Source organism: Micromonospora sp. NPDC003197, from assembly GCF_053590565.1.
The window spans coordinates 11,665-24,174 of record NZ_JBSFTE010000024.1 but is presented as its reverse complement, the minus strand read 5'-3'; the positions used below and the strand labels follow the sequence as shown (position 1 = coordinate 24,174).

Sequence of the window (12,510 nt, the reverse complement as noted above, 5' to 3'; positions counted from 1 at the left end):
AACACCTGGACGGCCGACGACCACGGTATCGACCGCATCTAGGCAAGCAGGGTCGCGTGCGTGACCGTCTCGGTCAGCACGGTCACCAGGACCGCTCGTAGCGCCTCGAACCGGCGGTTGACCTCCCGCGACACCTCCAGCTCGACTTCCCGCAGCACCCGCTGCAACCAGGACCGGGCGATCGCTGGGGTGGCGTTGTCGGGGCTACGCCAATGCTGGTAGCAGTCACCGGCCAGGGCCACCCCGATCGGTGGCAGGACCGCCGCGCCGGCCGCGCCGGGGTACGCCAGCAGCGCACCCACCGCGCCGGAGCCGGTGCTGCTGGTCACCCGCCCGGCGGCGGTGACCAGCAGCACCCGGTCCAGATCCCGGCCGGTGCGATGGTTGACGAGTTCGAGGCGTACCGCGGCAACCAGGCGACGTCGTACGTCGTCCTCGACCGGTGCGCCGAAGACCCGGGTGATGACCTCATCGAGGATCTGGTCCACCCCCGTGTCGCATTCGACGGCGGCGTACAGCGACAGACCTTGGACCTCGCGGTCGAGGGTGGCCGACAGTCCGGCACAGCCGGTGGCGAAGAGCAGTTCCTGCACGCAACGCAGGTGGATGTTGGCCACTTCGAGGGCGAGGTGCTGCCGGATCCGGGGTGCCCAGGTGCGTACCTGACGGTCGAGCAGATCCGCCAGGTCGGAGACGGTGAGGTCGGATCGGACCCGTACGGCCCGGTTGGTCCCCGGGACCACGGGCGGGTTACCGCTGGCCCGGCGCAGTCCTTCGGCGCTCGCCCAGTCCACCAGCGCCCAGCGCAGGGGCACCGTGTCCCGCGTTGCCGGGTCTATCGCAAACCACTGGGCGGTGGCGAGGGCCGGCACGGCGGCCAGCAGGGTCGCCCGGTGTGCGTCGAGCGCGACCGACACCTGATCGAGGTACGGCTCGTCACCGGGATCGGCGCAGTCGTCGGCCTCGGCAGATGGTGTGACGACGAAGAAGACCGCCACGTCGTACGCGGCGAGGGCGGTCAGCAGGGCAAGCTCGGCGGCGCTCAACGTCTGCTCGGTGGAGATCACGAAAAGCGCGGCGCCGGCCCGGCTGACCGCGTCGAGCAGCACCCGGGCACCGGCCGGCCCGAGCGTACCGGTGTCTGGTGTGTCGACGACGGCGAAGTAGCGCAGCAGCCGATCCGGCAGCGTCATCTCGACCCGACGCGGTGGGCGAGCAATCGGCGGACCAGCACCGACCGGCTCGGCCCGGTAGGGATACGGCTCGGGATGGTCAGGCAGGTAGGCGACACCGTCGGCGGCGGGACCATGCTGGACAACCAGGAAACTGTCCGACGGGACCCGCAGGCTAGCCGGGGCGATGTCGAGCAGGGCACCGAGCACCTCGGTACGGCCGCTGCCCGCCGGGCCGATGGCGACGACCCCGAGTGGCTCGTCGAACTCGGGGCCTCCGGGAACATCGACCGCCCGATACTGGGCAAACTCATGGTGCTCGCCAGTGGCAGCGGCGTCGAGCGGCCGGTAGCCCATCCTCGGGGGCCTCCCTTACCAAGGTTCGATTCGGTCGGCACGCGGAAACGCTGGCGAATCAAGTCAGAAGCCGGACACCGGAACGTTACGCCGTCCGGGCGGTATGCGCCGAGCGCCCGTAATACTCATGGGTAATTCTACCGATACTCAACTTCGCTGCGTTACCGATCGCACGCGGACCGAGTTTGGTCTATATGCTGCGCCAATGGCTTTGTGGGAGTTCGTCGGCCGCAAGCAGCAACTCGATCGGTTGATCGATGCCGCGACTGGAGTCACCGGCCGGGGCCTGCTCATCAGTGGCGCCGCTGGAATCGGCAAGAGTCGGCTGCTCTCCCACGCGGTCAAGCAGCTTCCGACGGACCGGTACGCAGTCTGGTCCGCTTCGGCCAACATCGCCACCTCGGGTCTGCCCTTCGGGGGCCTGGCCCAGGTGCTACCCGCCGACCAACCTTCCGGCCTCTCCCCCGCCGGCATCCTCCGCTGGGCGGTGGATGCGTTGCACCAGCAGGCGGCCGGCCGGTCGGTCGTCCTCGCCGTCGACGACATCCACCTGCTCGACGACTCGTCCGCCGCCCTGGTCTACCTGATCGCCCGCTCCGACGATGCCACCGTGCTGAGCACCATGCTCACCGGTTCGGTGATCCCCCTACCCATCCGGGCACTGTGGACCGACGACCTGGTCGAGCACCTGGAACTGCCCGCGCTGCCGCTGGCCGAGACGACCGAACTGGCGGGGGCGATCCTGGGGACCACGGTCGACGCACCCTCGGCGGAACGTCTCTGGCGGTTCTCCGGCGGCAACGCCCTACTGCTGCGCGAACTGGTCAAGGCGGCAAACGACAGTGGCGAACTGGTCGAGATGTACGGCGTACTGCACTGGACCGGTCAACCAGGACTGACCGCCACCCTCGACACCCTGATCGACACCCAGGTCACGCAGTTCAGCCCCGGGGTACGCACCGCTGTGGAACTCGTCGCGCTCGGCGAACCCATCGGTGAGACGCTGCTGAAACAGGCGGTGCCGTGCCCGGACGCGGAGGCGGCCGAACAGCAGGGGCTGATTCGTATCGTCCAGCACGACCGACGCCGGAACGTGGTCCTGGCTCACCCGATCTATGGCGAGGTGGTCCGGCACCGCTGCCCGCTGATCCGGCTCCGCAGGCTGACCGCGCAACTCGCCGACCTGGTGGAGGGGACCGGTGCCCGGCGCCGCGACGACCTGCTGCGGGTGGCGGTCTGGCGGCTCGACTCCGATACCGCCGACAAGCCGGCGCCGCTGCTGCGCGCGGCCGGGCTGGCGTTCAGCCAGTACGACGTACCGCTGGCGGGACGACTGGCGCGGGCGGCGCTCGAGACCGGCGGTGGTTTCGCCGCCGCCGAACTGCTGGCCACCATCCTGATGTTCGGCGACCAGCCGCAGGAGGCGATCGGGGTGCTCGACTCCGTCGCCGACCAGATCGCCTGTGACCAGCAGCGCAGCCGCTGGCTGACGGTCCGCGGGATGGTCTCCTACTGGGGTCTGAGCCAGGAGTCGACGATCGAGTCGATCGAGGCGGACGTGGAACAGCTGACCGACCTGGCGCACCGGGCCCGGGTCCGGTCCTTCGAGGCGATCATGCGGTTGCACCGGCTCGACTGCGCCGGGGCACTCCGGCTCAGCCGCGAGGTGCTGGACCGTCCTGCGGCTTCCGTCGCCGCCCGAGGGCTGGCCCGCTGCACCATCGCCCATCTCCAGGCGGCCCGGGGGGAGCTGGTCCAGAGTGGCCGGGCCATCGCCAGCGTCGAGGCCGACGCGGCACAGTGGCGGAGCGACATGCCGTACCTGCAACTGGCTCTGGAGTTGGCCCGGGGCACCCGGCTCGCGCTCACCGGTGACCTCGCCGGCATCGACGCGATCGTCGCCGACGAGTTCGCGGACCTGGCCGACGCGGGTGACTTCCGGCTCGGCTCGGGCTATCTGTCGATCCTGCGCGCACAGGCCGCCCGGCTCCGTGGCCAGACCGGCGACGCACTCCGGTTCAGCCTGGGGGCCTGTGCGGTGCTCGCCGGTAGTCCGGCCTTCGCTGGGCTGGCCCACGCGGAGCGAACCCAGGCGGCGGCGCTGCGCGGTGACGCGGAACAGGCCGTCCTGGCGATGGCCGAGTCCGACCGGATGCACATCACCGGCATGGAAGTGCTCTATCCGTGGCGGGAGCAGGCCCGCGCGGCGATGCTGGCCAGCGCCGGGAACGTCGGCGGCGCGGTCCGGACCTTGGCCGAGCTGATCCGGCGGCTCCGGACCGACGGGTTCGCCGGCCATGAGATCCATGCCCTGCACGACCTGGTCCGCCTCGGTCACGCGGACTTCGAACTCGACCAGTCGATTGGAGGCGGGCGACGGCAGACCGTCGCCCAACGATTGACCGAGCTCTCCGAGACCGTCGATGGACGGCTGGCCCCGCTGCTCGCCCGGCATGCCCGCGCCGCCGCCAGCCGCGCCGGCGGGGACCTGCTTGCCGTGGCGGAGAGCTACGCCGAGCAGGGTCTGAACGTGTACGCCGCCGAGGCCGCTGCCGAGGCGGTCCTCCGGCTGCGGGCGGTCCGTTCCCCGCAGGCGCACCCGGCCAACCTCTTCCTCGGCGACCTGCTGGCTCGCTGCGACGTCGTACGCAGTCCGGTCTTCTCGATCCGGCAGCCGACGCTGACCGAGCGGGAGCGCCAGATCGCCAGACTGGCCGCTGGTGGGCTGGCCAGCCGCAACATCGCCGAAGAGCTTTACATCTCCACCCGTACCGTGGAAAACCATCTGCAACGGGTCTATAGCAAGCTCGGGGTGACCGGACGGGGCGAACTCTGGTCCGCCCTGCGGACGATGCCCGATCCGGACGGCTGACCGGGAAGGTGAGGCAGGCCCGCCGACGTCCCGAACAACGTCCTAGGCTGGGATGGTGAACCTCTCTCGTCCCGCGTTGCTGACCGACCACTACGAGCTGACCATGATCAGCGCCGGGCTGCGCGACGGCACCGCCGAACGACACTGCGTCTTCGAGGTCTTCGCCCGACGGCTGCCCACCGGGCGGCGCTACGGCGTGGTGGCCGGCACCGGCCGCCTGGCCAAGTTGGTGCGTGACTTCCGGTTCGACGAGACGGAGGTGGCGTTCCTGCGGGAGACCGGGGTGGTCGACGCGGAGACCGCCGACTGGCTGTCGCGCTACCGCTTCGGTGGCGACATCGACGGGTACGCCGAGGGCGAACTGTTCTTCCCCGGGTCCCCGATCCTCACCGTCTCCGGCACCTTCGCCGAATGCGTGCTGCTCGAGACGCTCATCCTGTCGGTGCTCAACTACGACAGCGCGGTGGCCGCCGCCGCAGCCCGGATGGTGACCGCCGCCCGGGGCCGTACGTTGATCGAGATGGGTTCCCGGCGGGTCCACGAGGAGGCGGCGGTGGCCGCCGCACGCGCCTCCTACCTGGCCGGCTTCGGCTACACCTCCAACCTGGCCGCCGGCCAGCGGTACGGGATCCCCACCGCCGGCACCGCCGCGCATGCGTTCACGCTGCTCTATGACGACGAGAAGGCGGCCTTCGCCGCCCAGGTCGCCGCCCAGGGCAAGAACACCACGCTGCTGGTCGACACGTACGACATCAGCCAGGGCATCCGCAACGCGATCGAGGTCGCCGGCCCGGACCTGCGGGCGATCCGGATCGACTCCGGTGACCTGTCGGTGCTGGCCCACCAGTCCCGGGAGCTGCTCGACTCGCTCGGTGCCACCGAGACGAAGATCACCGTCTCGGGTGACCTGGACGAGTACGCCATCGCCGCGCTCGCCGCCGAACCGGTGGACATGTACGGGGCGGGCACCGCCGTGGGTACCGGTTCCGGGGCACCCACCGCCGGCCTGGTCTACAAGCTGGTCGAGGTCGACGGGCGACCGGTCGTGAAACGCTCGGAGAACAAGGCGACGGTCGGCGGGCGCAAGTTCGCGGTCCGGCGACACAAGCCAACCGGTACGGCCATCGAGGAGATCGTGGTCTCCCAGGGCATGCCGGAGCGGCTGCCCCACGATCGGGCGTTGCAGCAGTCGTACCTGACCGGTGGGGAGCTGGCGGTGCTGCCCACGCTCGCCGAGTCCCGGGAGCACCTGCGCCAGTGCCTGATCTCCATCCCGTGGGAGGGGTTGAAACTCTCCGGGGGCGATCCGGCTATCCCGGTCACCATCGTCCCCGCCGGCTGAATGACATCCCCGCCGGCTGAACCAGTTGCGGAAAGGGTTCCCATGCGCCGTGCACTGATCATCGTCGACGTGCAGAACGACTTCTGCGAGGGCGGCTCACTCGCCGTGGCCGGGGGTGCCGAGGTGGCCTCGGCGATCACGCGGCTACTCGCCGACCAACCCGAGCGGTGGGACCACGTGGTCGCCACGAAGGACTACCACGTGGATCCCGGCGTCCACTTCGGCAACCCACCCGACTACGTCGACTCCTGGCCGGCGCACTGCGTGGTGGGCACCGACGGGGTCGACTTCCACCCCGACCTGAGCACCGACCGTATCGAGGCGGTCTTCCACAAGGGCGAACGCTCCGCCGCGTACTCCGGGTTCGAGGGCTACGCCGCCGACGGTCTGGACCTGGCCGAGTGGCTACGCGAACACGACGTCGCGGCGGTCGACGTGGTCGGCATCGCCACCGACCACTGCGTACGCGCCACGGCCCTGGACGCGGCCCGGGAGGGCTTCACCACCACGGTGCTGCTCGAGCTGACCGCTGCGGTGGCCGAGCCGAGCACCGACGCCGCGTTGCTCCAGTTGGCCGAGGCGGGGGTGCAGCTCACCGGCACGCCGATCGTCCCAGTGTGACGACCGAGACGTGACGACCTGCGCGGATAATCGCCGTGCGCTGGTCGAACGCCGGCGGGAGGATGGCTGCCGGAGGTACGGAGCCTGATGATCCTGAAGCCTTACCGGCAGGCGCTCGCCCTGCCCGGTGTCCGGTCGCTGCTGCTGGTGTCGTCGCTGGCCCGTATCCCGCTGACCGCCACGTCGATCGTGCTGACCCTCTACGTCGTCACCGACCTCGGCCAGGTCTACGCCGCCGCCGGGATGGTCGGTGCCGCGATGACGATCGGCATGGCGATCGGCCAGCCACTGCTGGGCCGGTTGATCGACCGGCGGGGCCTACGACCGGCGTTGCTGCTGGCCACCATCGGCGGGGCGGTGTTCTGGAGCACGACCCGGTTCATGCCCTATCCGGTCCTGGTGGGCGCGGCCCTACTGGGCGGGATGCTGGCCCTGCCGCTCTCGTCGGTGGTCCGGCAGTCCATCGCCGCTCTGGTGCCCGAGGGGCACCGCCGACAGGCGTACGCGCTGGACTCGATGACCACCGAACTGTCGTTCATGGTCGGCCCGGCGCTGGCGGTGCTGCTGGTCACCACCGGCTCGGCCCGGGCCACCATGGCGATGGTGGGCGGCGGCATCGTGCTGGCCGGGGTGGCGCTCATCGCACTGAACCCACCGGTACGCGGCCACGACGAACCGGCTGTCGCCCCAGGCCGACGGATCCCGCGCCGGGAATGGTTCACCCCCCGGCTGATCGGGGTGATGGCCATCGGTGCCGCCAGCACCCTGGTGCTGGCCGGGGCGGACATCTCCATCGTCGCGGCGCTCCAGGACGCCGACGAGGTCGGCTGGACCGGCGTCGTACTGACTCTGTGGTCTGCCGCGTCGCTGGTCGGCGGCTTCTCCTACGGGGCGATGGCCCGACCGCCGTCCCTGCTGCGGCTGGCGCTGCTGCTCGGGATCTGCACCATCCCGGTCGGACTGGCCAGCGGCCAGTGGTGGCTGCTCGCCCTCGCCCTGCTGCCTTCCGGGTTGATGTGCGCCCCGACCCTGACCGCCTCCGCCAACGCGGTCAGCAACCTCGTACCGGCTGCGGTGCGCGGTGAGGCGATGGGTCTGTACGGTTCGGCGCTGACCGTTGGACTCGCCCTGGGTGCCCCGTTCGCGGGCGCGGTCATCGACCGGTCGGGTCCGGGCTGGGGGTTCGCCGCGATCGGTGCCCTCGGCACCCTGGTGGCCCTGACCGTGCTCCCCGGCCAGCTCCGCCGAAACCGGCGCGCTGGCGGGCCCATCGCCGTACCGGCGAGCCCTGATCCGGCGAGCCCGTTGGCCTCCGAGCAGGCCGCACCGACGGTTTCCGACCCGATGGTTTCCGCACCATCGACGCTGGATGGAACGGATCCGACCCCGCTGATCAGGGGCTGAACCCGGGCGTCGAACAGGTAATCGTGGGGCCTAGCCACGGAGGAATCTGATGACGAAAAGGCCCTGCCTCCCAGATGTCTGGGAGGCAGGGCCTTGCTTCGTCGCGCGGCCGGCTGGTCAGCGCCGGTCGAGGTTGGACTCCACGTCCTCCTGGTAGCTGGCACCGTGGTCCGACTCGCTGGTGAGCGGCTTCGCGCCACCCTCCGGCGGCCCGGCCAGCGACTGTCCGCCAGCCGCCAGCTCCGGGAACTTGGCGTCGAACGCCGGCCGCTCGGAGCGGATCCGCGGCATCACGTCGAAGTTGCGCAGCGGCGGCGGGCAGCTGGTCGCCCACTCCAGCGAGTTGCCGTAGCCCCACGGGTCGTTGACCTCGACCACCGGGCCGGTCTTGTACGACTTCCACACGTTGTAGAGGAACGGCAGGGTCGAGACACCGGTGATGAACGCGCCGATCGTGGAGATCATGTTCAGCTCGGTGAAGCCGTCGATGGCCTGGTAGTCGGCGTACCGCCGGGGCATGCCCTCGTTACCCAGCCAGTGCTGCACCAGGAAGGTCATGTGGAAACCGACCAGGGTCATCCAGAAGTGCACCTTGGCCAGCCGCTCGTCCAGCATCCGGCCGAACATCTTCGGGAACCAGAAGTAGATGCCGGCGAAGACGGCGAACACGATCGTGCCGAAGAGCACGTAGTGGAAGTGGGCCACCACGAAGTACGAGTCGGTGACGTGGAAGTCGAGCGGCGGGCTGGCCAGCAGCACACCGGTGAGACCGCCGAAGAGGAAGGTCGTCAGGAAGCCGATCGACCAGAGCATCGGGGACTCGAAGCTGATCTGGCCCCGCCACATGGTGCCGATCCAGTTGAAGAACTTCATGCCCGTCGGTACGGCGATCAGGAAGCTCAGGAAGCTGAAGAACGGCAGCAGCACCTGACCGGTGGCGAACATGTGGTGCGCCCACACGCTCATCGACAGGGCGGCGATGGCGAGGGTGGCCGCGACCAGTCCCTTGTAGCCGAAGATCGGCTTACGGGAGAAGACCGGGATGATCTCGCTGATGATGCCGAAGAACGGCAGCGCGATGATGTAGACCTCGGGATGGCCGAAGAACCAGAAGAGGTGCTGCCAGAGCATCGGCCCGCCGGTGGCCGGGTCGTAGATGTGCGCACCGAGGATCCGGTCGGCGGCGAGCGCCAGCAGGGCGGCGGCCAGCAGCGGGAAGACCAGGAGCACCAGCAGGCTGGCGACCAGGATGTTCCACGTGAAGATCGGCATCCGGAACATCGTCATGCCCGGGGCGCGCAGCGTGATGATGGTCGTGATCAGGTTGACCGAACCGAGGATGGTGCCCAGACCGGAGATGGCCAGACCGAAGACCCACAGGTTGGCACCGATGCCCGGCGTGTGCTCCACGCTGCTCAGCGGCGCGTAGGCGAACCAGCCGAAGTCGGCCGCGCCACCCGGGGTGAGGAAGCCGGCCGTGGCCATCGTGCCGCCGAACAGGTAGAGCCAGTAGGCGAAGCTGTTCAGCCGCGGGAACGACACGTCCGGCGCGCCGATCTGGATCGGCACCAGGTAGTTCGCGAAGGCGAACACGATCGGCGTCGCGAAGAACAGCAACATGATCGTGCCGTGCATCGTGAAGAGCTGGTTGTACTGCTCGGGTGACAGGAACTGCAGCCCGGGTCGCGCGAGTTCGGCCCGCATGACCAGCGCCATCAGGCCGCCGATCAAGAAGAACACGAACGCGGTGACCATGTACATGATCCCGATTTGCTTCGCGTCGGTCGTACGCAACAGCCGCGCGAATGCCGAGCCCTTGACCGGCTGACGGACCGGCCATGGCCGGGTCACAATCGGCTTGGGTGCGACGGTGGTCACGAGTGGCCTCCGGTTCTCGTTAGTCCCACTCGGCACGCGCTGTTGATCTGCGAGCCGTACCTCGCAGGCAGAATAGTCCCCAGCAGCAGCGGGTCACGCGTCGGGTGCCGAACGCGCCGTCGACAGCCCTCGGGAAGGGCTGGTGCGCATGCCACGAGTGGCTCGGCCAGCACGTCACGCGATACCCGGCCAGGCGGCCAGGGGATATTCCGAGCAGGCGGCACGGCATGGTCCGAGCCGGCTGTCACGCCGGGTCGAGGAGCAACCGGTAATGCTCCTGGAAGATCCGTCCACCACGGCCCCGCAGCAACGGATCGCGCAGTGCTGGCGTCACGTCCCTGGTCCGGTCCCGGTCGCGGGTCCGGTCGAGCACCCATTTCGTACGGGGGCGACGACGACTCTCGTAGCTGTCGAGGGCGTCTGGGACGTGATCCGTACGACGTAGCGCGTCGGCGAGCGCCACCGCGTCCTCGATCGCCATCGCCGCGCCCTGGGACAGGGTCGGTGCGGTGGCGTGTGCGGCGTCCCCGACGAGCACCACTCGCCCGTGTGACCAGCGTCCTAGTTCGACCTCCTCGGCCACCTCCGCCCGCACCTTGTCCAGCGCGGCGAGTACGGCCGGCAACGGTCCGCCGTACTCGCCGAAGATCTCGCGCAGCCGGGCCAACGGGTCGGCGGGGAGCGTCGTGCCGGCCTCGTCGGCACAGCAGTAGAGCCGGCCGGCCCCCATCGGGACGACGACGAAGCCGGCACGCTGACCCAGCAGGGCGATCCAGTCGGCAACCCGTGGGCCACCGGTCACCACGCTGCGATAGACGATCTGACCCACCGGGCGGAGTGTGCCACCGAGCGCGGCCAGGGTACGGACGATGGACCGTCGACCGTCGGCACCGATCACCAGGTCGTATTCGGCCATCCGCCCGTCACCGAAGGTGACTGTGACCGTGTTCGGGGCCAGCTCCAACCGGCGCAGCTCGACGCCGTGTCGTACGTCACCGCCGGCGGCGGTGAGCAGTACCTGATGAAGCTCGGCCCGGGGCAACGCGCGGCACTCCCCGACGCCGGACCACAACCGGCCGAGGTCCACTTCACACAGTTGTCGACCTGCCACGTCAAAGAACCGCTGCCGGCCGATCACCTGTCCTAGTGGCCGGAGCGGACCGTCCAACCCGATCTCCCGGAGCGCCCGGGCGGCGTTGCCGGGCAGATAGATACCGGTTTCGACGGGCCGGCCCGCAGGAAGCCGTTCCACGATCTCGGGCCGGAAGCCGGCGAGCCGCAGGGTACGGGCGACGGCCAGGCCGGCGATGCCTGCGCCGACGACAAGGATGCGCAGGGTGGATCCGGGCATGGTGGTCACGCCTCCGGAGGGGAATTCGGCACGCGATGAAGGCAAGACACTACTCCGCGCAACCGCAACGCGGAAGTTCCGCCCAGAACTGCCCAGCTCATCGCCATCGACCGAATTCCCGTCACGAATGACTCAGCCCCCCTCGCCACGCAGGGCTACCAAGAAGCGACAGCTGGTAGGGGCGACACAACCGTTGCCAATTCGCCCCATCGATGCAAACCTGTCAATAGATAGTGGGAGCGCTCCCAGACCTCCAGCATCCCGAATGCAACAGGACAAGGAGCAACATGAAAAGTTCTTTCCAAATCCACCGCAGATGGCGGACCCGCCCGATGGTGGCCCTCGCAGTCGTCGGTCTGTTCGTCTCCGGCGCGCTCGTCGCCGCCGGTGTCCCCGCCACCCTCGGCACCACCGGGGCGCAGGCCGCCACCCGCCCGCTCGGCGCGACCGTGGCCGACACCCGCATCTGCGAGCAGTACGGCTCCACCACCATCCAGGGCCGGTACGTGGTGCAGAACAACCGCTGGGGCAGTTCGGCCGAGCAGTGCATCGACGTCAGTAACACCGGCTTCACCATCGCCAGCCAGCAGGGATCCGCACCGACCAACGGCGCCCCGGTGTCGTACCCGTCGATTTTCGTCGGCTGCCACTACACCAACTGTTCCCCAGGCACCAACCTGCCCATCCAGGTGGATCAGATCAGCAGCGCCACCAGCAGCATCGACTACCGGTACGTCAGCGGTGCGACCTACAACGCCTCGTACGACATCTGGCTCGACCCGACCCCGAGGACCGACGGGGTGAACCAGATGGAAATCATGATCTGGTTCACCCGGCAGGGACCGATCCAACCGATCGGTTCCCCCGTCGGCACCATCACGATCGGTGGTCGCAGCTGGGAGGTCTGGCGGGGCAGCAACGGCTCGAACCAGGTGGTCTCGTACCTCGCGTCCACCACCATCAACAGTTGGAGCTTCAGCGTGCTGGACTTCATCCACGACGTACGCGCCCGGGGCGCAATCACCAACTCCTGGTACCTGACCAGCATCCAGGCCGGCTTCGAGCCTTGGCAGGGTGGCGCCGGTCTCGGTGTCGACTCGTTCTCGGCCGCCATCAACGGCGGAGGTAACCCGAGCCCGAGCCCGACCGCCACGCCGACGACGCCACCGCCCAATCCCGGCGCCTGCCGGGTCGCCTACACGCCGAACTCCTGGCCTGGCGGCTTCACCGCCAACGTCACCATCACCAACACGAGCCCGCAAGCGCTGAACGGCTGGACACTGACCTACTCCCTGCCGGCCGGGCAGCAGGTCACCACCGCATGGAACGCGACCGTGACCCAGAACGGATCCGGGGTGACCGCCCGCAACCTGGGCTGGAACGCCGTAGTCGCCCCCGGCGCAACCGCCTCGTTCGGATATCAGGGCACCCTGACCGGTGACTACCGCAGCCCGACCGACTTCTCACTCAACGGGGTCACCTGCGCCCTCGGGTAGTCCCCCACCAACAGCGG

General features: G+C 69.3%; 8 protein-coding genes. 5 read left to right on the top strand and 3 right to left on the bottom strand.

All coding sequences use genetic code 11. The features are described from left to right. Nucleotides 1-38: 38 nt before the first annotated feature. Nucleotides 39-1,529: a hypothetical protein gene (locus ACWDV4_RS23240; RefSeq protein WP_449982213.1), complete on the bottom strand. Its 1,491-nt coding sequence runs from the start codon at nucleotides 1,527-1,529 to the stop codon at nucleotides 39-41. A gap of 205 nt (nucleotides 1,530-1,734) precedes the next feature. Here ACWDV4_RS23240 and ACWDV4_RS23235 point away from each other — a divergent pair, with 205 nt between their 5' ends. From ACWDV4_RS23235 to ACWDV4_RS23220, 4 genes are all read left to right on the top strand, one after another. Further along, entirely contained in the window at nucleotides 1,735-4,401 is a 2,667-nt protein-coding gene (locus ACWDV4_RS23235) for a LuxR C-terminal-related transcriptional regulator (RefSeq protein ID WP_449982210.1), read from the top strand. 55 nt (nucleotides 4,402-4,456) lie between these two features. Beyond that, nucleotides 4,457-5,743 carry a nicotinate phosphoribosyltransferase gene (locus tag ACWDV4_RS23230; RefSeq protein WP_449982208.1) on the top strand — a complete coding sequence of 429 codons (1,287 nt, stop codon included), beginning with the start codon at nucleotides 4,457-4,459 and terminating at the stop codon, nucleotides 5,741-5,743. 42 nt (nucleotides 5,744-5,785) lie between these two features. Next, nucleotides 5,786-6,364, top strand: a complete 579-nt coding sequence (locus tag ACWDV4_RS23225; RefSeq protein WP_449982205.1) for an isochorismatase family protein — start codon at nucleotides 5,786-5,788, stop codon at nucleotides 6,362-6,364. A gap of 87 nt (nucleotides 6,365-6,451) precedes the next feature. Continuing rightward, entirely contained in the window at nucleotides 6,452-7,768 is a 1,317-nt protein-coding gene (locus tag ACWDV4_RS23220; RefSeq protein ID WP_449982202.1) for an MFS transporter, read from the top strand. Nucleotides 7,769-7,885: 117 nt separating this feature from the next. Here ACWDV4_RS23220 and ctaD read toward each other — a convergent pair whose 3' ends face one another. Both ctaD and ACWDV4_RS23210 read right to left on the bottom strand, forming a co-directional pair. Then, nucleotides 7,886-9,646: an aa3-type cytochrome oxidase subunit I gene (gene ctaD / locus ACWDV4_RS23215; protein ID WP_449982200.1), complete on the bottom strand. Its 1,761-nt coding sequence runs from the start codon at nucleotides 9,644-9,646 to the stop codon at nucleotides 7,886-7,888. A 244-nt stretch (nucleotides 9,647-9,890) separates the two neighbouring features. Then, a complete protein-coding gene (locus ACWDV4_RS23210) occupies nucleotides 9,891-10,997 on the bottom strand; it encodes an FAD-dependent monooxygenase (RefSeq protein ID WP_449982197.1) in 1,107 nt (368 codons plus the stop codon). Between the two features lie 332 nt (nucleotides 10,998-11,329). On the opposite strand from ACWDV4_RS23210, the gene ACWDV4_RS23205 reads away from it, so the two are divergent. Further along, complete coding sequence (locus tag ACWDV4_RS23205; RefSeq protein ID WP_449982195.1) at nucleotides 11,330-12,493, top strand: GH12 family glycosyl hydrolase domain-containing protein; 1,164 nt, start codon at nucleotides 11,330-11,332, stop codon at nucleotides 12,491-12,493. Nucleotides 12,494-12,510 lie beyond the last annotated feature (17 nt).